We start from the raw sequence: 23,561 nt of genomic DNA, 5'->3' as shown, positions 1-23,561 counted from the left end.
ACGCGACGAAGGAGCGCCCTTGACAGGGCGGACGGCCCCGGAAGGACGATGGGACGGACGGGCAACCACCCCGACGCAACCAACGCCCCCGGTCCAGTGGGCCCAGCCGCCCCCACCCCCGCCCCGCGTTCACGCTCCGGTCCGGTGGGCCCGGCCACCCCACCTCCGCCCGTATGCGCGGTCCGGTCGCGTGGCCCCACCCGCCCTTGTCCCGCTCGCGGTCCGCGCCCCGCCCGGGTGGACCCCGCCGCCCCCGCCCCGCTTTACGCGCACCGGTCCAGGAAGACCAGGGGGATCTCGCGGGTGGTGGCCGACTGGTAGTCGTCGTACGCGGGCCAGAGGCCGGTCATCAGGCCCCAGAACGCTTCCCGCTCCTCCGGGAGCGCCGTGCGGGCCTTGGCATGGGAGACGGCCGGGCCCACCTGGACGCGGACCTCCGGGTCGGCGTCCAGGTTGCGGTACCAGGAGGGGTGCTCGGGCGCGCCGCCGGCGGAGGCGACGACCACGAGGCGGTCGGTGTCGGGGTCCACGCCGTAGATCAGCGGGGTGCGGTGGGTGCGGCCGGTGGTGCGGCCGATGGTGGTGAGGAGCAGGGTGGGTACGCCGCGCCAGATGTGGCCGCCCGCTCCGGCGGTGTCCACGTACTCGCGTACGTGGTCCAGCGTCCAGCCGGGTTTGGGGTCGGTCGGGTGGTCCCAGTCGACGTCGACCTCGGGCATGTGCGGCCTGCCTCTCCGTGCTTGAGCGGGTTGCGCGGTTAACGAGAGGGGTCGTCCGGAGTAACGCCAATGCTCCCCATATGCGGCGGTTATCGGTTTGTATGTCCGAACGGTCAGGCGTGGTGGAGCAGGACCGCCAGCAGTTCCTCGGGGGCGTCCCGCATCACGTTGTGGCCGGAGTCCACGGCGTGGGTGCGCCAGCCCGGGGTGCGGGCGAGCCGCTCGTACAGCTCCGTGAACGGTGACGGGGTCGGCCAGCCGGTGGCGTACACGTACGACTTGTGGGGGAAGCGGCTCAGGTCACCCTCCAGGCGCACCGCCTGGAGCAGCGTGGCCAGCGGGTGCGGTGTGGCGCGCGGGTCGAAGAAGGGCAGCGGGGCGCTGGTGAAACCCGTGTCCCCGGTGCCGTTCAGGTACCAGGCGCGTTCGTTGTCGGTGACCAGGGACCAGACGGAGTCGCCGTCGTCCGGGACCATCGCGTCGACGTACACCAGACCCCGGACGCGCTCGGGGAGGCGGTCTGCCACGGCGGTGACGACCATGCCGCCGTAGCTGTGGCCGACGAGTACCGCGTCGCCGATCTGCTCGTCGGTGATCAGGTTGACCACGTCGGCTATGTGGGTGTCGAGGTTGACGGAGGGGGTGAGCAGGTGGCGGCGGTCGCCCACGCCGGTGAGGGTGACCGCGTGGACCTCGTGGCCGGCGGTGCGCAGCTCGCGGGCGAGCCGCTGGTAGACCCAGGCGCCGTGCCAGGCGCCGGGGACGAGTACGTACGTGGTCATGCGCGCGGGCTCCTGTGGTCGGCGGCATCCGCGTCGGTGGTCAGGACGATCTTTCCGGAGGTCCGGCCGGACGCCGACAGCTCGTGGGCCTCGGCGACCCGGGACAGCGGCAGCACGGTCGCGACGTGCGGCCGCAGGGCGCCGGAGGCGGCGAGTTCCGCGACGGCCAGCATGCCGGCGCGGTCGGCCTCGACGGCCATGAACGCGGCACGGACGCCGAGCGCGCGTGCCTCCTCGGCGAGGGCCGCCTCGGCCGGGGAGGCGAGGGAGACCACGATGCCGCCGGGGCGCAGGGTGCGCAGGGAGCGCGGCCCGTACTCCCCGCCGATGGTGTCGAGGACGATGTCGATGCCGGTGGCGGCCGTCTCGAAGTCGGTCGTGCGGTAGTCGACGACCTCGTGGGCGCCGAGGTCGCGCAGGAAGCCGTGCTTGGCGGCGCTCGCCGTGCCGGTCACGTGCGCGCCCCGGGCCTTGGCGATCTGGACGGCCAGGTGTCCGACCCCGCCGGCCGCCGCGTGGACCAGCACCCGCATGCCGGGCCGGATCCCGGCGGTGTCCACGAGGGCCTGCCAGGCGGTCAGGGCCGCCAGCGGGAGCGCCGCGGCCTCGGTGTGCGTGAGGCCGGCCGGCTTGTGGACCAGGTGGCGGGCGGGGGAGGTGGCGTACTCGGCGTGGGTGCCGGCCGGGGCGGGGTGGCGGGGCATGCCGAACACCTCGTCGCCCGGCTCGAACAGCGTGACGCCGATCCCGACGGCCTCGACGGTGCCGGAGAGGTCCCAGCCGAGCGGTACGGGCGGGGCGTCGGCGCCGGCCAGGCCGCCGGTGGCGCGGTGCCAGACGTCGGTGGGGTTGACCGAGGCGGCGTGGATGCGTACCAGGACCTCGGCGGGGCCGGGCTCGGGTCGGGCGGTGGTGCTCAGCTCCAGCACGTCCGGGCCGCCGAGGGTCCGCTGGGTGACCGCGAGCATGGTCTGCGTCTGCGTCTGCGACTTCGTTGCCGTCTTCATGTGATCAAGGGTGCTGGCGGTGAACTCGCTTCACGAGTGGCCGGACTGACACGATGTGAAAAGATCTGGCCATGGGTGGGAGTGGAGCGCACCGGGTCGTGGTGCTCGCGCTGGAGGGCGTGTACCCGTTCGAGATGAGCATTCCGGTGCGGATCTTCGGCACGGCCGAGGGGGCGGGCGGCGAGCCCCTGTACGAGGTGGTCACGTGCAGTCTCGACGGGCGTCCGGTGCGTACCAGTGCCGACTTCGGCGTGAGCGTCGAGCACGGCGCGGAGGCCGTGGCCGGCGCCGACACGCTCGTCATCCCGCCGTTCACGTGCGGGCCGTCCGCCGACTCCGGGGAGCGGGACTGGCTGCCGGCCGACCTGGCGGCCGCGCTGCGCCGGCTGCCGGCCGGGGCGCGGATCGTGTCGATGTGCACGGCCTCGTACGTACTGGCCGCGGCCGGGCTCCTCGACGGCCGCCGGGCCACCACCCACTGGAACGAGGCCGAGCACTTCCAGCGCGCCTTCCCGCAGGTGCGGGTCGACGCGGACGTGCTGTTCACGGACGGCGGGCAGGTGCTGACGGCGGCCGGGGTGGCGGCGGGCGTCGACCTCTGCCTGCACCTGGTCCGGCGCGACCACGGCAGCGAGGTCGCCAACCGGGTGGCCCGGCTGTGCGTGGTGCCGCCGTGGCGGGAGGGCGGGCAGGCGCAGTTCGTCGAGCGGCCGGTGCCGGAAGCGTCGCGGGCCGGTACGGCGGCGACGCGCGAGTGGGCGCTGGGCCGGCTCGGCGGGCCCATCGCGCTGGCCGAGCTCGCGCGGCACGCGGGGATGAGCGTACGCACGTTCTCGCGGCGGTTCCGCGACGAGGTGGGGATGACCCCGGGGCAGTGGCTGACCCGGCAGCGGATCGAGCACGCGCGGCGGCTGCTGGAGGTAACCGACCTGCCCGTGGACCGCGTCGCGGCGGAGGCGGGGCTCGGGACGGGGGCGTCGCTGCGCAGGCACCTCGCGGCGGCGATCGGGGTGTCGCCCCTGGCCTACCGGCGGACGTTCCGCGCGAGGCCCGACTAGGCCGGTGATCCTCGGCCTTTGGTCTGGACCTATGTCTTGTCGTGGCGGCCGTCGCGTCCGAAGCTCGGCTCATGGACTTGGAGTTGAGGCACCTCAAGACGGTCAGGGCCATCGCCGAGGCCGGCAGCCTGACGCGCGCGGCCACCGCGCTCGGGCTCGCCCAGCCCGCGCTCAGCGCGCAGCTCAAGCGGATCGAACGGGCGCTGGGCGGCGAGCTGTTCCGGCGCGGCCGGGACGGGGTGCGGGCGACGGCGCTGGGGGAACTGGTCCTGGACCGGGCGCGGGTGGTGCTGCCCGCCCTCTGCGAACTGCAGGAGGAGGCGGTGCGGTTCGCCCGCGCGGGCGCCGGCGGCTACCGGCTCGGCGGGACCCACGGGCCGCTGCTCGGCGGGCTGGTCGACCGGATCGCCCGGGCCGAGCCGGGGGTGCCGGTCACGACGCACACGTCGTGGTCGGAGCGGGAGATCGCCGGCGGCGTGGCCGAGGGGCGGCTCGACTTCGCGCTGATCGGGGTGTGCGGCGAGAGCGCACCGCCGGAGCCGGGGCGGCTGGCCTGGCTGGAGGTGGCCCGGGACCCGGTGTACGTGATGCTCGCGGCGGACCACCCGCTCGCCGGGCGGCGGGAGGTCGGGCTCGCGGAGCTCGCGGCGGAGGCCTGGACGGACGTGCCGGGCGACGGCTGCTTCGGGGACTGCTTCGCGGCGGCGTGCGTGCGGGCCGGGTTCGCGCCGCTGTGCGTGTACGAGACGGACACCGCGTCCTGCGTGCACCTGGTGCAGGTGGGGCGGGCGGTGGGGCTGTGCCGGGCCACGTTCCCGGCCACCCCGGGGCTGGTCACCCGGCCGCTGGCCGGGACCCCGCTGGTGTGGCGGCACCTGCTGGGCTGGCACCCGGCCGCGGGGGCCGCGGGGCGGGCGGCGGCGGTCCTGGAACACGCGCGCGCGGCCCACACCGAAGCGCTGGCCCGCGCGGCGAGCCCGGCGACCTGACCGCCGCCGGGGCGGCGCCTCCGGCCCCCGCCAGGGCTTGGCGGCACCTCCAGCCGCGCCGGCGTCGAGCCGCGGGGGGGGGGGGTGGCGCTGGCTGCGCGGCCTCGGCTCCGCCGGTGCCCGCTCAATCGCCGCTCGGGCTTGGAATGCCGCTGCGCGGCGATTCCGCCGGGCGGGCGGTCCGGTCTGCGGCTCGGTGCGGGGGCGACATCTTCAGCCCCTCCGGCGTTTGAGGAGCGGGGTTCGGGGCGGAGCCCCCGTGTGGTGGGGCGGAGCGTTGGTTGTGGGGCTTGGCTCTGCCGGGGCCCGCTCAATCGCCGCTCGGGCTTGGAATACCGCTGCGCGGCGATTCCGCCGGGCGGGCGGGGCCCGGTGCCGGGGCGGCATTTTCAGCCTGCCGGCGTTTGGGGCGTGGGGCCCCGGACGGAGTCTGGGGGAGGGTGCGGGGCGGAGTCCCGCGTGCCTGGGCGCCGCTCAGCCGGGGTGGGGCCCGGATCCCGGGGCGACCGTCCCGTCCCGGGGTCCGGGGGACCAGTGGTGCCGGCCGTCAGGGAAGGAACCGCTCGATTACGTTCGGCCCCTCCTTCTCGATCAGCTTCCGGGCCTTCTCCACCCGCTCCGGAGTCGGGTCGGCGCCCGTCGCCATCACCAGGTCCTCGGGGTCGTACGGCCGCTCGCCGCCCGTGTACAGGCGCTGCGGGCGGCGGATCTCCTCGGGCTGCTGATCCGATTCACCGGTCATCTCGTACCTCCCTCGAATACCCCCCGGACCCCCATCCTCCGGCCCCGCGCGCATGAACGCACCTCGGCGCCGCCCCCGCGCCGTCCCCGCCCCGCCCATAACGCCGGGGGAGGGGCCAACTGGCAGCTCCCGCGCACCTCTTGGGCTCCCTACGGTTTCCGCAGACCCCCACCGCAGCCTCCTGGAACCGAGGAGATCCCCCATGCCCAAGCGACACGTCCGCGCGGCGTGTACCGCCCTGGCCGCCGCCGGCCTGCTGATCGCCGGCGCCCCGGCCACCTCCGCCACCTCCGCCGCCTCCGCCACCGCCGATTCCGCGGCCCCCGCCGCGCGGGCCCTCCGCACCGCCGAGGCGCAGCCCGAGCTGCTCGCCGCCCTCCAGCGCGACCTGGGCCTGACCGCCGCCCAGGCCCGGACCCGCCTCGCCAACGAGGCCGGGGCGGGGGCCACCGCCGGCCGGCTCCGCCTCGACCTCGGCGCCGGTTTCGCCGGGGCCTGGGTGGACGGGCCCGACTCCGCCACCCTGACCGTCGCCACCACCCGCCCCGCGGACACCGCCGCGATACGGGCCGCCGGGGCCCGGCCCCGGCTGGTCGCGCACTCCCTGGCCGGGCTGGACGCCGTACGGGCCGTACTCGACCGGGCCGCCACCGCCGCCACCCCGGTCCGCTACACGGATCCCCGCAGCAACGCGGTCGTCGTCGAGGAGACCGTCCCCGGCGCCGGGCGGGCCCTGGTCGAGGCCACCGGCACCGACCCGGCCCGGGTCCGCGTCGTCCCGGCCGCACAGGCCCCGCGCCCGCTCTACGACCTGCGCGGCGGCGACGCGTACTACATGAACGGCAGCGGCCGCTGCTCCGTCGGCTTCCCCGTGACCAAAGGCACCACCCACGGCTTCGCCACCGCCGGGCACTGCGGCCGCACCGGCACCACCACCAGCGGCTTCAACCGGGTGGCCCAGGGCACCTTCCAGGGGTCCGTCTTCCCGGGCAGCGACATGGCCTGGGTCGCGGCGAACGCCCAGTGGACGGCCACCCCCTACGTCAAGGGCGCCGGGGGTGCGAACGTCCAGGTCACCGGCTCCGTGCTGCAGCCCGTCGGGTCCTCGGTGTGCCGGTCCGGCTCCACCACCGGCTGGCACTGCGGGACCGTCCAGCAGCACAACACCAGCGTCACCTACCCCGAGGGCACCATCTCCGGCGTGACCCGTACGACGGTCTGCGCCGAGCCGGGGGACTCCGGCGGCTCCTACATCTCCGGCACCCAGGCCCAGGGAGTGACCTCCGGCGGCTCCGGCAACTGCTCCAGCGGCGGCACCACCTTCTTCCAGCCGCTCAACCCGATCCTCCAGACGTACGGGCTGACGCTGAAGACCACCGGCGGTGGGGGCGACCCCGACCCCGAGCCGGAGCCGGAGCCCGGTGGCACCTGGAAGGCCGGTGCCGTCTACCAGGCCGGTGACACCGTCACCCACGGCGGTGCGAGCTACCGCTGCATCCAGGGCCACCAGGCCCAGACCGGCTGGGAGCCGCCGAACGTCCCGGCCCTCTGGCAGCGCCTGTAGCGGAGGGAACGGACCGGGGCGGGCGCCGCGGAGGGGCGCCCGCCCCGGCGCACCGCGCAGCCCCACCCCCGGCGCGCGCCCCGCTCAGAGCCCCAGCCCCGCGGCCGCCCCCAGCGCGGCCAGCACCGCGCAGATCGTCAGGTTGGTCCCCCGGTACTCCCAGAACACCGCGACGAACTCGCGGATCAGCGCGCTCGGCAGGAAGTAGCGGGCCGTCGGCGAACCCAGCACCTGCCCGTTCACCCCGGCCCGCCGCGCGGTCATCGCCGCGCGGAACGCGTGGAAGTCGTTGGTGACCACCACGCACCGGTAGTCCGGCCGCTCCGCAGCCATCACCTCCCGGCTGAACTCCATGTTCTCCGTGGTCGTGCGCGAGCGGTCCTCCAGCCGGACCTGCCCCGCCGGCACCCCCCGCCCGATCAGCCAGTCCGCCATCGCCCGCGCCTCCGGGACCCGCTCGTCCGGCCCCTGCCCGCCGGACACCAGCAGCGCCGGCGCCGGACCGCCGCGCGCCAGCTGCGCCGCGTGGATCCGCCGCGCCTTCTCCAGCCGGGACGCCAGCAGCGGGGGCACCCGCTCCCCGCCGATCAGCCCCGAGCCGAGCACCACCACGAAGTCCACGTCCCCGCGGACCCGGCTCCGGCCGTACAGGAAGCCGTAGCCGAGGAAGCACAGGAACACGAAGGACACGTACAGCGAGAGCAGCAGCAGGGCCAGCACCCCCGCGTCGAACCACGGCGAGTTGCCCTCGTAGGGCACCATCAGCAGCAGCGCCACCATGACGTAGACGGCCAGGCCGGCCATCCCCGACAGCAGGTTCGCGGGCCGCCGGCCCTCCTTGCGCATCATCGTCACGCCGTTGGCCATCAGCAGCCCGCCCAGCACCAGCAGCCCCACCGCGGGCCCCACGAACAGCAGCACGGCCACCGTCAGCGCCAGCCAGTCCGGCGCGTGCCGCAGCTGCCCCAGCAGCGCCGGCACCACGCTGACGCAGGTCAGACCCAGCAGCACCGCGTTGCGGAACCGGCGCCGGTCCTCCCGCACGCTCACGCAGAAACACAGGAAGAACAGGGCAGCCGGGGCGAATGCGAGCATGCGGATCATCGTATGCGCGGCCGGATGATCACACGGGCGAACGGCGGACCGAGCACCCCGCCAGGACGTCGGTCCTGCGCCCGTCCCGCATGACGAAACGACCGTCCACCAGCACGTGCGGGATACCGGCCGGCGGCCGCCGCGGCTCCGCGTACGTCGCACCCGCCGCCACCGTCTCCGGGTCGAACAGCACCAGGTCCGCCCGGAAGCCCTCGCGGACCAGCCCCCGGTCCGGCAGCCGCAGCCGCTTCGCCGGCCGGCCCGCCAGGTGCGCCACGCACTCCTCCAGGCCCAGCACCCCCGCCTCCCGTACGTAGTGCCCCAGGTAGTGGGGGAACGTGCCGTACGCCCGCGGGTGCGGTTTGGCGCCCTGCAGGATGCCGTCCGAACCGCCGGTGTGCACCGGGTGCCGCATGATCGCGCGGACGTTCTCCTCGTGGCCGACGTGCTGGAGGACCGCCGTGCCCAGCCGGTCCGCCAGCAGCAGCCGCCGGGCCGAGTCCCAGCCGTCCAGCCGCCGCCCCACCCAGAGCCCGGCCAGCGAGGGGTCGCGCGTCCCGGACACCTCGACGGCCGACCAGTCCACGGGCACGCCGTGGCAGCCGTCCGACCCCGTCACCTCCATCGCGTGGCGGATCCGCTCCGCCGCGACGGGGTCGGCCAGCCGCTGCAGGACCGCCGCCGGGCCGCCCTCGTTGGCCCAACCCGGCAGCAGCGCCACCAGCGTGGTGCAGCCCGCCGTGTACGGGTACGTGTCGAGGCTGATGTCGGCGCCGGCGGCCAGGGCCGCGTCCAGCAGGTCCAGCAGCTCGCCGGCCCGTCCGCGGTTCTCGGGGAAGTTCATGGTGGCGTGCGCCAGGTGCAGCGCGCAGCCGGCCGTGCCCGCCAGCTCGACCATCTCGGCGTACGCCTCCAGCGCGGCTCGCCCGTACGAGCGGTGGTGCGGGCAGTAGTAGCCGCCGTACGAGGCCACCACGCGGCACAGCTCGGTCAGTTCGGTGCCGTCGGCGTACATGCCCGCGGTGTAGGTGAGCCCGGAGGACATCCCGACCGCCCCCTGCGCCAGGCCCTCCGCGACCTGGGCCCGCATCCGGTCCAGCTCGGCCGGGGTCGCCGGGCGGTCCGTCCAGCCGACGACGGCGGCGCGGACGGTGCCCTGGGGCACCAGGTAGGCGGCGTTGACGGCGATGCCGCGGTCGAGCCGGTCCAGGTACGCGCCGACGGTCCGCCAGCCCAGGTCCGGGACGTCGTCGCCGTCGCCGTTCCAGCCGGCGATGGCCGCCCGCACCTGGTCGAGGGTCCGTCCGCCGGCCGGCGCGTACGACAGCCCGTCCTGGCCGAGGACCTCCAGGGTGATCCCCTGCCCGGCCTTGGCGCTGTGGTCCGGATCGCGGAGCAGTGCGAGGTCGCTGTGCGCGTGCATGTCCACGAAGCCGGGGGCGAGGGCCAGGCCGTGGGCGTCGACGGTCTCGCGCCCGCCGGAGCGGAGGCGGCCGATCGCCACGATCCGGCCCTCGTGGACGCCGACGTCGGCGGTGTACGAGGGCCCGCCGCCGCCGTCGACGACCCGGGCCCCGCGGATGACCAGGTCCACGACCGGCCGCTAGAAGAAGGTGCGGACGAGCCCGCCGACGGTGCCGTCCGCCTCGACGAGCGGGATCATCGGCCACTTCTCGAAGATCGTGCAGGGGTGGGCCATGCCCAGGGCCACCCAGTCGCCGACCTCGACCCGGGCCTGCGGGGCCGTCTCCAGCCAGGCGTGCTGGTCGGACAGCTTGGTGACGCGGATCCCGTCGCCCGGCCGCTCGGTCCCGTCGGCGCCGCGCACCGCGAGCACCTCGGGCAGGCCCAGGTCGTACGCGATGTCCCGCTTGCCGGCGTTGACGAAGGCCTGGCCGGGGTGCGGGCGGGAGACCACCTGGGTCCACAGCCGGAAGGCGGGCCGCAGGCCGCCCTCCTCGGGGATGCGGTTGAACGGGGTCAGGCCGGAGTACCAGCCGTGGTCGTGGGACACGTACGCGCCGGAGCGCAGCAGCCGCAGCACCGGGCGGGAGAGCACGGGCACCTCGGCGAACACCTCGGCGACCGCGTCGAACCACTCGCTCCCGCCGGCGCTGACGACGATCTCCTCGTCCGGGCCCAGCCCGGCGAACAGGCCGTCCTTGTCGAGGTCGGCGGCGAGGGAGACGAGCCGGCGCAGCCAGGCGCGGACCGTGCCGGCGTCGGCTCCGGGCATGGTGGCCTCGTAACCGGCGACGCCGACCAGGCGCAGGTGGGCGGCGGCGGCCACGGCGCCGGCGAGGGTCCGGCACTCCTCCTCGGTCCGCACCCCCGTGCGGCCCTCGGCGCCGGCGCCGAGCTCGATCACCACGTCGACGCGCGAGCCGGGGCGTCCGGCGAGGGCGGCGTCCATCAGCTCCACGCCGCGCACGGAGTCCACGTAGCAGACGAACCGGAAGGCGGGGTCGGCGGCGAGCTGGTCGGCGACCCAGTGCAGCGCGGGGGCGTCGACCAGCTCGTTGGCCAGGAAGATCCGGTCCACGCCGAACGCGCGGCAGACGCGCGCCTGGTGGGGCATGGCCACGGTGATCCCCCAGGCACCCAGCTCCAGCTGACGCCGGAACAGCTGGGGGGCCATGCAGGTCTTGCCGTGCGGCGCGAAGGCCAGGTCGTGGCGCTCGCAGAACGCGGCGAGGGCGCGGAGGTTGTGGTCGAGGGCGTCGGCGTCCAGGGTCAGCACGGGGGTGGTGAAACCGCCGGTGTAGAGGTCGCGGCGCTGCGCGGCGAGTTGGCCGGCGGTGAGGCCGGCGGTCTCGGCGTCCGGGGGCAGGCCCTTGAAACGGTGGTCGAGGGGCTCGTCGGCGAGCCGCCGGATCGCTTCGCTGGCCATGTCCTGTACCTCCGTGTTGCATGATGTGCAACGGTCGTTGCGGATGCCGCCACGTGCTGTCTAACATCCGCCCGGACACCGGTCAACGCCCCGCCCCCCCGGGCCGGTTCCGCCGCTGACCCACCGGGGCCGGAGAGGAGCAGGTCGTGAGCCAGAGCGTGGAGCGGGCGCTGGCCGTGCTGCCGCTGCTCGCGGAGGGCGCCAAGGGCCTCGGCGACGTCGCGGAGGCGCTCGGCACCCACAAGAGCACCGCCCTCCGCCTCCTCCGCACGCTCCGTACCCACGGCTACGTCTACCGCCAGCAGGACGGCCGCTACCGCCTCGGAGCCCGCCTCTTCGCGCTCGCCGCGGAAGCCCTGGAGCACCTCGACATCCGCGGCGTCGCCCACCCCCACCTCGCCGCCCTGGGCGCCCTCACGGGCCACACCGTCCACCTGGCCCTGCACCAGGACGACGAGGTCGTCTACGTCGACAAGGTCGACAGCCGCTACCCCGTCCGCATGTACTCCCGCATCGGACGCCCCGTCCCCCTCACGGTCGCCGCCGTCGCCAAGGTGCTCCTCGCCGACCTCGACGAGAGCGAGCGCCGCGCGCTCGCCGGGCGGATCGAGTACCCCCGCTACACCGCCCGCTCCACCCCGGACGCCGCCGCGTTCCTCGCCGAGCTGGCCGCCGTGCGCGAGCAGGGCTGGGCCACGGACTTCGGCGGTCACGAGGAGTCCGTCAACTGCGTCGGCGCGCCGGTGCGCGGGCCCGGCGGCCGGGTGGTGGCGGCCCTGTCGGTGTCGGCGCCCACCGTGGTCGTCGGCGCGGACGGACTGCTCGCCCTGCTCCCGGAGGTCCTCCGTACCGCCGGGGCCATAAGCCAGGACTACTCAGGAGGGACCGTATGACCGCGACGCCGAAGCAGGCCGTCACCCCGGCCGGCCACACCAAAGCGCCGGCCCGTTTCTCGCACGGGGTCCGCAAGGGCAACCTGCTCCAGGTCGCCGGCCAGGTCGGCTTCCTGCCGCACGTCGAAGGGCGGCCGCCGACCCCGGCCGGCCCCACCCTGCGCGAGCAGACCCTCCAGACCCTGGAGAACGTCCGCGGCGTCCTGGAGGCGGGCGGCGCGGGCTGGGACGACGTGATCATGATCCGCGTCTACCTCACCGACACCGCCCACTTCGCCGAGATGAACGAGCTCTACGACGCCTACTTCGACGCCCAGGGCCTGAAGGAGGCGCCGGCCGCCCGCACGACCGTGTACGTCGGCCTCCCCGCCGGCCTCCTCGTCGAGATCGACGCCCTCGCCGTCCTGGACCACTGACGCGCCGAAGGGGGCGCCCCCTGGTGGAGGGGCGCCCCCTGGTGCCGGGCGTCGCCGTGACCGGGCGGGGCCGGGATCGGCCGCGCCCGGCCGGCACCTACGCGGCCGTCAGGCCCCGGTGCAGTACTGCGCCTCCTTGCCGATGGAGCGGTACATGCAGTCCGCGTTCTCCAGCAGCTGGAGCACCGCGTCCCGGTTGCGGCTGGTCTCCCGTTCGATGACCTCGTCGGGCGGGTAGAAGCCGCCGCCGCCCGAGCTCGCCGGGTACATCTCGAACGTGTAGCCGAAGATCTTCTGGCTGCCCCACAGCCAGTCGTCGATCGTCCCGTCCGTGATGTACAGGTCGCTCGACTGCTCGGCGGTGTAGCCGTTGCTGGCGGCCATCTTCTGGCCGACCGCCTTGAACGCGCCGAGGTCGTCGGCGGTCAGGCCGGGAGCGGTGTCGTTGTAGGTGTAGCCGTAGGGCCACAGCACGAGCTCGCTGTAGGTGTGGAAGTCGATCGCGGCCCTGATCTGCTGCTTGCCGCCGACCACCCGGCTGCGGACGAAGTCGGAGACCGCCTTCACCTCGGGCGTGGACTCGGCGGCCGGCCCGCGGTAGGTCTCGGAGCTCCTGCTGCTGCTGGAGCCGCCGCAGCAGCCCCACTTGTAGGCCCAGTTGCGGTTCTCGTCGGTGCCGACGTAGGAGGAGCCCGCGTTGGGCTGGCGGTTCTTGCGCCAGGAGCGGTAGGAGCCGGTGGCGATGTCGTACTCGCCGCCGTCCGGGTTGAGGTCCGGGATGATCCAGATCTCGCGGTTGTTGACCATGTTGGTGATGCGGGAGTCGGTCCCGTAGTCCTCGCCGAACTCGCGCAGGAGGTACAGCGCCATCTCGACGGTCAGGTGCTCGCGGGCGTGCTGGTGGTGGGTGAAGAGGACCTCGGGCTCGGCCTCGTCCGTCCCCACGTTGTCGCTGATCTTGATGGCGACCAGGTCGCGGCCCTGGTAGGACTTTCCGATCACCCGCTTGCTCATGATGTTCGGGTACTGGGCGATCCGCTGGTCGATCTCGGCGCTCATCTCGGCGTAGTTGTGGTACTTCGAGTCGGCCGAGGGGAAGTCCATCGGGGTCGCGGCGATGCCGGGGAGGGACCGGTCGGGCGGGCCGGCGAGCGCCTCCAGCTTGTAGCCGAGCGCCTTCAGCCGTTTGGCCTGCATGGTGTCGGCGCTGACCACCACGGTGTGGTCGTCGACCTCGTCGATCGAGACGCCGGTTCCCAGCAGGGCGGTGCGGTCGGCCGCGGTGGACGGCCCGTGGATCCGGTACTGGGCGACGGCCTCGTCCTGGGTGGCGGTGGACGGCGACGGCGGGGCCGAGGCGGTGGCGCTCATCCCGTAGGCCGGCGCGCCGAGGGCCAGGGCCAGCAGTGCCGCGGTGACGACGGACCGTCGGCGTTTGTGTAGCCGCATGCGATCTCCTGGGTGGGGAGTGTGGGGGTAGCCGTGCGGACGCGCACAGCGTGCGCTCTTGACATGAGCCGGTCAAGCAGGCGAAACCGGCCAACCCCACACATGCCCGATATCCGGCTACGGCAGACCGTGCACCTTCGGACCCACCGCATTGGACCAGGCGTTGCCCGCCTTCGCGTCCCAGTTCGTCGACCAGGTCATCGCCCCGCGGAGGGCCGGATAGGTCTTCGAGGGCTTGAAGGAACCGCAGTTCGTGCCGCGCGCCAGGCAGTCCAGGGCGTTGTTGACCACGGTGGGCGGGACGTACCCGCTGCCGGCGCCGCTGGGGGAGGCGGGCAGGCCCAGGCCCACCTGGGAGGCGTCCAGGCCGCCCTCCAGCTGGATGCAGGCCAGCGCGGTGAGGAAGTCCACCGAGCCCTGGGAGTAGACCTTGCCGTCGCAGCCGAGCATCGATCCGCTGTTGTAGTACTGCATGTTGACGACGGTGAGGATGTCCTTGATGTTCAGCGCCGTCCTGAAGTAGGCGTTCGACGGCGACTGCATGTCGATGGTCTGCGGGGCCATCGTGATGACGAGGGAGGGGCCCGCCTTGGCCGACAGCGATCGCAGCGCCTGGGTCATGTAGGTGGCGTTCAGCCCGTTCTCCAGGTCGATGTCGATCCCGTCGAACCCGTACTCCCGCATCAGCGCGTACGCCGAGGTCGCGAGGTTCTCCGCCGAGGCGGAGTCGTTGACCGTGATGGTCCCCTTCTCCCCGCCGACGGACAGGATGACCGACTTCCCGGCCGCCTTCTTCGCGGCGACGTCCGCCTTGAACTGGGCCACCGAGTAGCCGCCGAGACCGGCCGAGTCCAGGTTGAAGGTGATGGCCCCCGGCGTGGCGGTGGCGTCGGCGAAGGAGACCGCGATGATGTCGTACTGGTCCTGCACGTCCGCGAGCCGCTGGACGGTGGCGCCGTTGTCGAAGTTCTGCCAGTAGCCGGTGACCGCGTGCCGGGGGACGCCGGGGTTCGGGCCCGGGCCGCTGCCGGTGGTGGTGCCGGTGACGGGGGCCGAACGAGGACCCTCACCCGCCTGGTTGTACGCGCTCACCTGGAGGGAGTAGGAGGTGGCGGGGGTGAGCCCGGTGAGCCGGTGGCTGGTCCCGGTGACCGTGGCGACCCGTACGCCGTCCCGGTAGAGGTGGTATCCGGCCGCCGTGCCGGCCGCGTTCCACGAAAGGGTGAGCTCCGTCTGCGACTGGCCGGAAACCGCGAGTCCGGCGGGCGCGCCGGGGACGGACGGGCCGGGGCCGGTGCCGCCGCCGTCCGGGCCGAAGACGCTGAACTCGTCGACGTGGAAGGCGGGCTGGCCGTACCAGCCGTGGGTGTACACCGTGACCTCGGTGGTGTTCGCGCCGGTGCTGAAGGTGGTCGACAGCTTCTGCCAGCCGCCGCCCGAGCCGGGGGTCCAGGTGGACGCGTCCTGGGTGCCGGTGCCCGTCGCGCCCAGGTAGACGTAGCTGCCCTGGACCTGCGCGCTGAGCGTGTACGTGGAGTTCGGCCGGACCTTGACCGTCTGGCTGCAGCGGGCGTTGTCCTGGCCCGCCGGGGCGGCCCGGAGGGCTCCGGCGCCGGCGTACACCGGAGAGGCGACGGCGCTGCCGGTGCCGCCGGTGCAGCTCCAGTCGGCGAGGCCGGATTCGAAGCCGCCGTTGCGGGCGTTGTTCACGTCGGCGGCCTGGGCGGTGCCCGTGGCGAGGGCGGTGAGGCCGGTGGCGGTGAGGGTGGCGGCGCCCAGCAGGGCGAGCGTCCGTATGCGAGGGGTGCGGTTCACGAGGGCTCCGTGGGGGGAGGGGTGGAGGAGTCGCGCGGTGGGAATCGCAGGAGTGTTCAGGTGGTGGGCGGGCAAGTGGGGTCGCCCGCCGCTCGGTTGGTCACAAGCTGGTCCAGACCAATGCGTCTGTCAAGGGTCTTTGCAATCTGGCCGGAAACGATCGGCCCGCGCTTCCCGGTTGTCCGGGTTTCCCGCCACCTGCGACAAGTCCTGCTCGGGCGGGAATCGGCAAGGCCCTGCCCTGTCCGCGGGTACGCGGATAAGGTGCTGAGGCAGGAGGGAAGTGCGCCGATCGTTTGCGGTCGCGCAGCATGCGCGCGCGTGCGCGACGGTCCGGGGGCCGCCGGCGGAAGCCGGCGGAGGACCTCGTGGCGCGCAGGGGAACGGGGGGATTCGCGTGCCGACCGCCATCGCTGTCACCAGCGCCGACCTGGTGCTGCCCGCTCCCGACCGGCACACCCCGGCGGCCGCCGTGCTGCACCCGCCCGACCGGCAGGACCTCGAACAGGCGCTCGCCGAGACCACCGCACTGCTGGAGCGCCACGGCCACCTGCTGGTCCTCGTCCCCTCCTGGCTGCCCGCCCCCGCCGCCCGCCGGCTGCACACCGTGCGCGCCATCCTCGAATCCGACCGGATCGCGCTCCTCCGCACGGACCTGCCGCCGCTCGGCGCCGCCCTGCTGGCCCGTCAGCTCCGCCAGCTCACCGTCTGCGACTTCAGCCCCGGCGTCATCGCCTCGGCCGCCCGTCTGCTCACCCACTACATCTACGCCGGCGCGGTCCTCGGCACCGTCGCCAAGCTCGACCGGGTACCCGTGGACCTGAAGGCCCACGCCCGCTCCTGGGCGCCCAGCGCCCAGTTCGCCGTACTCGCCAACCCGACGCCGCACCTGGTGAAGCTCGGACCCGGAGCGGAACTCCCGCGCGGCCCCGAGTTCGCCACCCACCTCACCTTCGCCCGCGGCCAGCTCGCCGGCGACTGGCCGGCCGACGCGCTGGCGCCGGCCTGGCAGGTCCAGGGCGTGCTGGAGAACCCGCTGCCCGCGGCCTCGCCCGCCTGGTGGGCCACCCCCAAGCTGATCGAGTTCGCCGCCGCCATCCCCGACACCGGCGTCCTCTACCAGCTGGTCGCGTCCGTCCGCCGCGAGGAGTGCCGGTGGTGCGGCCTCGAACTCATCGGCGACCGCTGCGGCTTCTGCGCCACCCCGATCCCGGCTCTCTCCAGATCCTGACCCAGATCCTGACCCACGAACGACGAGGTCCCCGGCCCATGAACTCACGCCAGCGCCGCGGCGTCATCCTCCTGATCCTCTCGGTCCTGTGCGCACTCGGTGCCCTCGGCGGAGTCCTCGCCGTGATCGGCGACGTCAACTCCAAGGTCGGGCCCGAGGTCGTGGCCTACCGGGTCAAGAACGACATAAACCCCTACACGCCCCTCGACGCGGCGAAGTTCGAGGAGGTCAGGATCCCCGAGCGGTGGCGCCCCGCCACCGCCGTCACCGACCTCGGCACCGTCCAGGGCAAGATCGCCGTCACCGCCCTCAGGAAGGGCTCCCTCCTCCAGGCCGGCATGTACGCGGACCGGCCGAAGCTCCAGGCCGGCGAACAGGAGGTCGCCATCATGATCGACGCCTCCACCGGTGTCGCCGGGAAGATCCACTCCGGCGACAAGGTCAACATCATCGCCACCTACAAGGGCAAGCGGGACACCGACCCCGACACCGCCGTCACCCTCGTCTCCAACGCCCGGGTGATCGATGTGGGCCGGCTGACCCCCGTGGAGAAGTCCGGCGACCGCAAGACCACCGGCACCATCGAAGCCGTCCCCATCACCTTCGCCCTGGCCGGCAAGGACGTCCAGCGCGTCGCCCACGCCGAGTCCTTCGCCGAGCACGTCCGCCTCGCCCTCGTACCGCCCGGCACCGACGCGCCCGTGCCCGCCCCCAACGACCGCTGGTACACCCTCAACGGGGACAAGTGAGGCCGGCCATGACCACCCGCATCCTCCCCGCGTCCGGCGAGCCCGAGGCCGCCCGCGCCATCGTCACCCTCGTCGGCCAGCTCCCCGCCGTCGACCCGGCCGCACCCGCGCCCGACTCCACCACCCTCCTCGACACCCTCGCCCGGCACGCCGCCCAGTCGGTCGACGCCCTCCCCGAGGTCGTCCTCGTCCACGAGCGGATCGGCCCGCTGCCCGCCCTCGACCTGATCCGCGAGATCGCCCTCCGCTTCCCCGCGGTGGCCGTGGTCCTGGTCAGCTCCGACGCCGGACCCGCCCTGTTCTCCGCCGCCATGGACGCCGGCGCCCGCGGCCTGGTCGGCCTCCCCGTCTCGTACGAGGAACTCGCCGCCCGCGTCCAGGGCGCCGCCCAGTGGGCCACCGGCGTACGCCGCCACATGGGCGGCGGCGGGGGCGGCGGGGCCGGGTCCGGCACCCCGGACGGCCCGGGCAGCGGCCGCCTGGTCACCGTCACCGGAGCCAAGGGCGGCGTCGGCACCACCCTCTGCGCGGTCCAGTTCGCCCTCGCCGCGACCGCGGCCGGCCGCCGCGTCGCCCTGATCGACATGGACCTCCAGGCCGGCGACGTCGGCTCCTACCTCGACGTGCAGTTCCGCCGCTCCATCGCCGACCTCACCGGCATCCACGACGTCTCGCCCCGGGTCCTCGGCGACGCCATGTACGAACACCCCACCGGCCTCGCCCTGCTCCTCGCCCCCGCCGAGGGCGAACGCGGCGAGGAGGTCGACGAACGCACCGCCCGGCTGGTGATCGCCGCCCTCCGCCACCGGTACGAGCTGATCGTCGCCGACTGCGGCACCCAGCTCTCCGGCGCCGGTGCCGCCACCGTCGAACTCGCCGACACCGCGGTCCTCGTGACCACGCCCGACGTCATCGCCGTGCGGGCCGCCAAGCGCATGGTGGGGATGTGGGAACGCCTCCAGGTCCGCAAGCCCGAGGACACAGAGGTGGTGGTCAACCGCTGGACCAAGCACACCGAGATCCAGCCCTCCCTCATCGAGAAGATCACCAAGGCCCGCCCGACCCGCACCCCGGTCCCGGCGGCCTACAAGGAGCTCCAGCCGGTCGTGGACGCCGGCCGCCTCCAGGACCTCGACAACAAGTCCGCCGTCAAGCAGGCCCTGTGGACCCTCGCCGCCGAACTGGACCTCCTCCGCCCCGCGGCGGCGGACCCCGGCGCCACCACCCCGCCGGGCACCGGCCTGGCCGTCCGCGCCACCGGCCCGGTGGCGGCCTGGCGCCGCCGCGTGTCCCGGGAGGCCTGAACGATGGCCAGGGCGGAGCGCGACCGCGGCCAGGCGAGCTTCGAGTTCCTCGGCGTGCTGCCGTTCATCCTGCTGCTCGTCGCGGCGGTGTGGGAGTGCGCCCTGATCGGGTACGGCTTCGCCCTGGCCGGCAACGCGGCGGACGAGGCGGCCCGCGCGGGCGCCGTCACCCGCAGCGCCGGCGCCTGCGAGGCAGCCGCCCGGGAACACGTCACGGCGGCCTGGAAGCCCAGCCCCAGCTGCCCGGCCCCACCCGCCCGCGGCCTCTACCAGGTCTCGGTGTCCCTCGAGGTCCCCGCGTTCTTCCCCGGCTTCAACACCGCCCTGACCATCTCCGGCGAAGCCGCCGCCCCGATGGAAGAGGAACTCCCGTGACGCCCCCGACCCCACCGCGCCCCACGGCACCCCCTCCAGCCCCGCCGGCGTTCGAGGCGCGGGGTGCGGGGCGGAGCCCTGCGCGCCCGGGCGGAGCCTGCCCGTACGGCGGCGGCACCGCCGGGGCCGCGCGACCCCCCGCCGACCGGGGCCAAGCCGCGCTCGAATACCTCGGCTTCCTCCCCGTACTCCTCCTCATCGCCCTCGCCGGCATCCAACTCGGCTGGATCTCCTACGTGGAGCAGCAGGCCGAGACCGCCGCCCGCACCGCCGCCCGCACCGCCGCCCGCGCCCCCTCCGACCCCGCCGGCCACGGCGCCGAGGCCGGTCAGTCCGCGGTCAAGCCGAGCCTCCGCCCGGCCACCGACGTCCGCGTGAGCGTCGGCGCCGACGCCGTCACCGCCACCGTGACCATCCAGGTCGAGTCGGTCATCCCCGGCATGGCCTGGGACCAACGCGTCCGCACCGCCACCATGCCCCGCGACCCCAACCCCCCGAGGACCTAGGACCTAGACACATGAGCCTGCGCTCCCGGGTCGCCACCCCCGACGACCGCCACAACCCCCGCCCCGGCGAGGACGGCCGCGTCGTCTCCTCCTACCGCGCCAAACTCCTGGAGGAGATCGACCTCGCCGAGATGTCCTCCCTCGCGCCCGCCGAACGCCGCGCCCGCCTGGAGCGCGTACTCGGTCACATCATCAGCCGCGAGGGCCCCGTCCTCTCCACCGCCGAACGCGCCCAGCTGATCCGCCGGGTCGTCGACGAAGCCCTCGGCCTGGGCGTCCTCGAACCGCTCCTCGAAGACCCCTCCATCTCCGAGATCATGGTCAACGGCCCCGACCACATCTACGTCGAGCGCGCCGGCCGCGTCGAACAGCTCCCGCTCCGCTTCGCCAGCCACGAGCAGCTCATGCAGACCATCGAGCGCATCGTCTCCACCGTCAACCGCCGCGTGGACGAGGCCAACCCCATGGTCGACGCCCGCCTCCCCTCCGGGGAACGCGTCAACGTCATCATCCCGCCGCTCTCGCTCACCGGCGCCACCCTCACCATCCGCCGTTTCCCCCGCGCCTTCACCCTCCCCGAGCTGATCGCCCTCGGTTCCCTCGACGAGCAGATGCTCCTGCTGCTCTCGGGCCTCGTCCAGGCCAAGATGAACGTGATCGTCTCCGGCGCCACCGGCACCGGCAAGACGACCCTGCTCAACTCCCTCTCCGGCCTGATCCCGGAGGGCGAACGCATCATCACCATCGAGGACTCCGCCGAGCTCCAGCTCCAGCAGAGCCACGTCATCCGCCTCGAATCCCGCCCCGCCAACGTCGAGGGCAAGGGCCGCATCACCATCCGCGACCTCGTCCGCAACAGCCTCCGCATGCGCCCCGACCGGATCATCGTCGGCGAGGTCCGCGGCGGTGAGACCCTCGACATGCTCCAGGCCATGTCCACCGGCCACGACGGCTCCCTCGCCACCGTCCACGCCAACAGCGCCGAGGACGCCCTGATGCGCCTGCAGACCCTCGCCTCCATGTCGGAGGTCGAGGTCCCCTTCGAGGCCCTCCAGGACCAGATCAACTCCGCCGTCAACGTCGTCGTCCAGCTCACCCGCTTCGGCGACGGCTCCCGCCGCATCACCGAGATCGCCATCCTCGACTCGCACGGCCGCGAACCCTTCCGGATCACCACCGTCTGCCGGTTCGCCGCCCAGCCAATGAGCGGCGACGGCCGCGTCCACGGCCACTTCGAGCACTTCCCCCTGCCCCGCCGCGTCGCCGAACGCCTCTACATGCACAACCAGCCGATCCCACAGGCCTTCGGGGTCGCCGCCACCGAGGACCAACTCACCACCCGGATCGCCCTGTGACCACCCCCGTACTCCTCACCCTCGCCGCCACCCTGCTGGCCTGCGCGCTGCTCGTCCTCGGCCTGCACTCCTACGCCGGCGGCCGCTCCCAGCGCGCCGCGCTGCTGGAACGCCTCTCCGCCTCCGGCGAGCCCGAGCCGGCCGGCCGCCGGCGCCGCTTCCGCACCCTGGACCGCCGGCTGCGCCGTACGGCCCTGGGCCGCCGCATCGAACTCAAGCTGGCCACCACCGGGCTCGACCTCACCCCCGGCGAGTTCTTCGCGTACATGACGGCGGCCGTGGCCGCGCTCTGGCTGGTCGCCGCCGCGCTCCTCGCCCCGTTCTTCGGCCCGGTCGCCGGCCTGACCGGCCTCTGGTCGGCGAACGCCTTCCTCAACTGGCAGCGGGCCCGCCGTACGGAACGTTTCATCAACCAGCTGCCCGACCTCGCCCGCATCCTCGCCAACGCCACCCAGGCCGGACTGGCCCTGCGCACCGCCATCGGGATAGCGGCCGAGGAGCTCGACGCGCCGGCCGGCGAGGAACTCGGCCGGGTCACCCACCGCCTCGCCCTCGGCCACTCCATCGAGGAGTCCCTCGGCGAACTCGCCGACCGCCTGCCCTCCCGCGAGCTCTCCGTCCTCGTCTCCACCCTGGTCCTCTCGGCCCGCGCGGGCGGCGCCATCGTCGGCAGCCTGCGCAACCTGACCGTCACCCTGGAGCAGCGCAAGGAGACCCGGCGCGAGGTCCGCACCCAGCTGTCCCAGGTCACCGTCACCGCCTACCTGATGCCCTTCATAGGCCTCGGCTCGCTGCTCATGGTCGACGCGATGATGCCGGGCGCACTGGCCCGGATGACCGGCGGCTTCATCGGCCAGGTCGCCGTCCTGGTGGCCCTGGGCCTCTTCGCCCTCGGCTTCGTCGCCATCCGCCGCCTGTCGAAGATCGAGGTGTGAGCCGATGACCACTGCGACCGCCGGCCTGCTCCTCGCCCTCGCCCTGGCCCTGTCCGTACTGGGCGTCTTCCACGGCATCCGCCTCTACCGGGCCGACGCCAAGCTCCCGACCGACCTCGCCCTCGCCCTGGAGGTCGGCTCCACCCGTACCACCGCCGTCGGCTCGCTCGTCGACCGCATGGGCATCCGCTGGGCGCCGCTCGTGCTCCGGCTGATGGGCCCCAAGCGGGTCGCGGCCAAACGCCTCCAGATCGACCGGGCCGGCAACCCGGCGGGCCTGACCATCGACCGCTACGCGGCCCGCCGCGCGGTGTACGGCCTGCTCGGCGCGGCGGGCGCCTTCGCCACCCTCCTCAACGGCCAGCTGCTCCTCGCCCTGGTGATGGTCGCGTTCGGCCTGTTCTGGATCGAGGCGGGCCTCTGGTCGGCGGTCCGGATGCGCCGCGACCACATCGAGCGGACCCTGCCCGACTTCCTCGACGTCCTCGCGGTCGTGGTCAGCGCGGGCCTCGGCTTCCGGCAGGCCCTGGAACGGGTCGCCGGCCGCTACGACGGCCCCTGGTCCGACGAGATCCGGATCACCCTCCAGCAGATGGACATGGGCGTCAGCCGCCGCCAGGCCTTCGACGACCTGAGGCGGCGCAACGACAGCGAGCAGGTCGCCCAGTTCGTCACCGCCCTCCAGCAGGGCGAGGAACTCGGGTCGCCGATCGTGGACACCCTCGTCGCGATCGCGGAGGACATGCGCCGCACGGACGCGCAGAACGCGCGGCGGCGCGCCGCCCGCGCCGTCCCGAAGGCGACGTTCGTCGTCACCACCTTCATGCTCCCCGGCACGCTGATCCTCCTCCTCGGCGGATTCGTGTACGGGGCGGACATCGACTTCGGCGCGCTGATCGGAGGCCGCTGATGATCCGGGTGCTCATCGCCGACGACGACCCGGTGGTCCGGGCGGGCCTCACGGCGCTCCTGTCCGCCCACGACGACCTCCAGGTCGTCGGCCAGGCGGAGAACGGCGGCGACGCGCTCTCCCTGACCCGGCGCCACCGGCCGGACGTGGTCCTGCTGGACGCCCGCATGCCGGGGGTGGACGGCATCTCCGCGCTCCCGCACCTGGTGCAGCTGGCGGCGGTCCTGATGCTGACCTCGGACCGCGACCCGGACGTCGTCCGCGAATCGCTGCTCCTGGGCGCGAACGGCTACCTGGTCCACGGCGAGTTCACGCCGTCCGGCCTGGCCCGCGCGATCCGCGACGTCCGCGCCGGCCGCCCCCACTTCACGCCGACGGCGGCGGCGGCCCTGCTGGCGGAGCTGAGGACCTCTTCGCAAGCGCAACGGATTGTGGCACAGTCTACGGAGCGTACTACCAACCACGCGGTGTACGGCCTGAGTTCGCGGGAGGTGGAGGTAATGGATCTGATCGCGTCCGGGATGAGCAACCAGCAGATCGCGGCGACCTGCTTCATCAGCGAGAAGACGGTCAAGAACCACATCAACCGCATCTTCGCCAAGCTCCAGAGCGCGAGCCGCAGCGAGGCGATCGCGAGGTGGCTGGGAACGATCCGCCCGGGGGTACCAGGCCATGGCTGACCCCCACCGCGGCTGGGCCCGCAGTTGGGCCCCAGGACCCTTTGCAGGCGCGGGTGCGGTTACGTACCGTCCGCGAGTCGACACGGAGATCGGACCT

The 23,561-nt window shown here is 73.9% G+C and carries 23 protein-coding genes; 14 read left to right on the top strand and 9 right to left on the bottom strand.

Annotated elements, in window-relative coordinates:
- Positions 1–263: 263 nt before the first annotated feature.
- The 3 genes from ACFY61_RS09785 to ACFY61_RS09775 all read right to left on the bottom strand — a co-directional run bounded on the left by ACFY61_RS09785 (position 264) and on the right by ACFY61_RS09775 (position 2,508).
- Positions 264–719, bottom strand: a complete 456-nt coding sequence (locus ACFY61_RS09785) for a nitroreductase/quinone reductase family protein (RefSeq protein WP_389469265.1) — start codon at positions 717–719, stop codon at positions 264–266.
- 113 nt (positions 720–832) lie between these two features.
- Positions 833–1,501 (bottom strand): alpha/beta fold hydrolase, encoded by a 669-nt coding sequence (locus ACFY61_RS09780; RefSeq protein WP_389469262.1) that lies wholly within the window; start codon positions 1,499–1,501, stop codon positions 833–835.
- A complete protein-coding gene (locus tag ACFY61_RS09775) occupies positions 1,498–2,508 on the bottom strand; it encodes an NADP-dependent oxidoreductase (RefSeq protein WP_389469260.1) in 1,011 nt (336 codons plus the stop codon). The genes ACFY61_RS09780 and ACFY61_RS09775 overlap by 4 nt, the downstream gene beginning before the upstream one ends.
- Positions 2,509–2,579: 71 nt before the next feature.
- Between ACFY61_RS09775 and ACFY61_RS09770 the strand changes: the two genes are divergently transcribed.
- Both ACFY61_RS09770 and ACFY61_RS09765 read left to right on the top strand, forming a co-directional pair.
- Positions 2,580–3,566, top strand: a complete 987-nt coding sequence (locus ACFY61_RS09770; protein WP_389469258.1) for a GlxA family transcriptional regulator — start codon at positions 2,580–2,582, stop codon at positions 3,564–3,566.
- A gap of 71 nt (positions 3,567–3,637) precedes the next feature.
- Entirely contained in the window at positions 3,638–4,555 is a 918-nt protein-coding gene (locus tag ACFY61_RS09765) for a LysR family transcriptional regulator (protein ID WP_389469255.1), read from the top strand.
- Between the two features lie 547 nt (positions 4,556–5,102).
- Here ACFY61_RS09765 and ACFY61_RS09760 read toward each other — a convergent pair.
- On the bottom strand, positions 5,103–5,297 hold the full coding sequence (locus ACFY61_RS09760) for a hypothetical protein (protein ID WP_389469252.1): 195 nt from the start codon (positions 5,295–5,297) through the stop codon (positions 5,103–5,105).
- Between the two features lie 202 nt (positions 5,298–5,499).
- Here ACFY61_RS09760 and ACFY61_RS09755 point away from each other — a divergent pair, with 202 nt between their 5' ends.
- The gene (locus ACFY61_RS09755; RefSeq protein ID WP_389469249.1) at positions 5,500–6,861 is read left to right on the top strand and encodes a carbohydrate-binding protein; all 1,362 of its coding nucleotides are present in this window, start codon (positions 5,500–5,502) and stop codon (positions 6,859–6,861) included.
- Between the two features lie 84 nt (positions 6,862–6,945).
- Here the strand turns inward: ACFY61_RS09755 and ACFY61_RS09750 are convergent, their stop codons facing one another.
- Genes ACFY61_RS09750 through ACFY61_RS09740 form a run of 3 tightly spaced genes read right to left on the bottom strand, consistent with a single transcriptional unit; the run spans position 6,946 to position 10,846 of the window.
- Complete coding sequence (locus ACFY61_RS09750) at positions 6,946–7,956, bottom strand: YdcF family protein (protein ID WP_389469246.1); 1,011 nt, start codon at positions 7,954–7,956, stop codon at positions 6,946–6,948.
- Between the two features lie 28 nt (positions 7,957–7,984).
- Positions 7,985–9,550 (bottom strand): amidohydrolase family protein, encoded by a 1,566-nt coding sequence (locus ACFY61_RS09745; protein ID WP_389469244.1) that lies wholly within the window; start codon positions 9,548–9,550, stop codon positions 7,985–7,987.
- 9 nt (positions 9,551–9,559) lie between these two features.
- Complete coding sequence (locus ACFY61_RS09740; RefSeq protein ID WP_389469241.1) at positions 9,560–10,846, bottom strand: alanine racemase; 1,287 nt, start codon at positions 10,844–10,846, stop codon at positions 9,560–9,562.
- A gap of 146 nt (positions 10,847–10,992) precedes the next feature.
- Here ACFY61_RS09740 and ACFY61_RS09735 point away from each other — a divergent pair, with 146 nt between their 5' ends.
- Both ACFY61_RS09735 and ACFY61_RS09730 read left to right on the top strand, forming a co-directional pair.
- Positions 10,993–11,739, top strand: a complete 747-nt coding sequence (locus ACFY61_RS09735) for an IclR family transcriptional regulator (RefSeq protein ID WP_389469239.1) — start codon at positions 10,993–10,995, stop codon at positions 11,737–11,739.
- Positions 11,736–12,155, top strand: coding sequence for a RidA family protein (locus ACFY61_RS09730; RefSeq protein WP_389469236.1), 420 nt, complete (start codon positions 11,736–11,738; stop codon positions 12,153–12,155). The genes ACFY61_RS09735 and ACFY61_RS09730 overlap by 4 nt, the downstream gene beginning before the upstream one ends.
- 108 nt (positions 12,156–12,263) lie before the next feature.
- Here ACFY61_RS09730 and ACFY61_RS09725 read toward each other — a convergent pair whose 3' ends face one another.
- Positions 12,264–13,604: a M14 family metallopeptidase gene (locus tag ACFY61_RS09725; RefSeq protein ID WP_389469233.1), complete on the bottom strand. Its 1,341-nt coding sequence runs from the start codon at positions 13,602–13,604 to the stop codon at positions 12,264–12,266.
- 117 nt (positions 13,605–13,721) lie between these two features.
- A complete protein-coding gene (locus ACFY61_RS09720) occupies positions 13,722–15,419 on the bottom strand; it encodes a chitinase (protein WP_389469230.1) in 1,698 nt (565 codons plus the stop codon).
- A 397-nt stretch (positions 15,420–15,816) separates the two neighbouring features.
- Between ACFY61_RS09720 and ACFY61_RS09715 the strand changes: the two genes are divergently transcribed.
- From ACFY61_RS09715 to ACFY61_RS09675, 9 genes are read left to right on the top strand one after another with little or no spacing between them, the layout of a single operon-like run.
- Positions 15,817–16,650: a hypothetical protein gene (locus tag ACFY61_RS09715; RefSeq protein WP_389469228.1), complete on the top strand. Its 834-nt coding sequence runs from the start codon at positions 15,817–15,819 to the stop codon at positions 16,648–16,650.
- A gap of 38 nt (positions 16,651–16,688) precedes the next feature.
- Entirely contained in the window at positions 16,689–17,399 is a 711-nt protein-coding gene (locus ACFY61_RS09710) for a Flp pilus assembly protein CpaB (RefSeq protein WP_389469226.1), read from the top strand.
- Between the two features lie 8 nt (positions 17,400–17,407).
- Positions 17,408–18,703 carry a CpaE family protein gene (locus ACFY61_RS09705; protein WP_389469224.1) on the top strand — a complete coding sequence of 432 codons (1,296 nt, stop codon included), beginning with the start codon at positions 17,408–17,410 and terminating at the stop codon, positions 18,701–18,703.
- Between the two features lie 3 nt (positions 18,704–18,706).
- Positions 18,707–19,078 (top strand): TadE/TadG family type IV pilus assembly protein, encoded by a 372-nt coding sequence (locus ACFY61_RS09700; RefSeq protein ID WP_389469221.1) that lies wholly within the window; start codon positions 18,707–18,709, stop codon positions 19,076–19,078.
- Complete coding sequence (locus ACFY61_RS09695) at positions 19,075–19,584, top strand: TadE/TadG family type IV pilus assembly protein (RefSeq protein ID WP_389469219.1); 510 nt, start codon at positions 19,075–19,077, stop codon at positions 19,582–19,584. Before ACFY61_RS09700 ends, ACFY61_RS09695 begins: the two co-directional genes overlap by 4 nt.
- Positions 19,585–19,595: 11 nt before the next feature.
- Positions 19,596–20,939: a CpaF family protein gene (locus ACFY61_RS09690; RefSeq protein ID WP_389469217.1), complete on the top strand. Its 1,344-nt coding sequence runs from the start codon at positions 19,596–19,598 to the stop codon at positions 20,937–20,939.
- Positions 20,936–21,874: a type II secretion system F family protein gene (locus ACFY61_RS09685; protein ID WP_389469215.1), complete on the top strand. Its 939-nt coding sequence runs from the start codon at positions 20,936–20,938 to the stop codon at positions 21,872–21,874. The genes ACFY61_RS09690 and ACFY61_RS09685 overlap by 4 nt, the downstream gene beginning before the upstream one ends.
- A 4-nt stretch (positions 21,875–21,878) precedes the next feature.
- Positions 21,879–22,784, top strand: a complete 906-nt coding sequence (locus ACFY61_RS09680; RefSeq protein WP_389469212.1) for a DUF5936 domain-containing protein — start codon at positions 21,879–21,881, stop codon at positions 22,782–22,784.
- Entirely contained in the window at positions 22,784–23,464 is a 681-nt protein-coding gene (locus ACFY61_RS09675) for a response regulator (RefSeq protein ID WP_389469209.1), read from the top strand. Before ACFY61_RS09680 ends, ACFY61_RS09675 begins: the two co-directional genes overlap by 1 nt.
- Positions 23,465–23,561: the final 97 nt, after the last annotated feature.

Origin of the sequence: Streptomyces sp. NPDC012888 (assembly GCF_042900645.1) — a bacterium.
Taxonomy (GTDB): Bacteria; Actinomycetota; Actinomycetes; order Streptomycetales; family Streptomycetaceae; genus Streptomyces.
The sequence above is the reverse complement of the archived record's forward strand: the minus strand, read 5'-3'. Positions and strand labels throughout refer to the sequence as shown.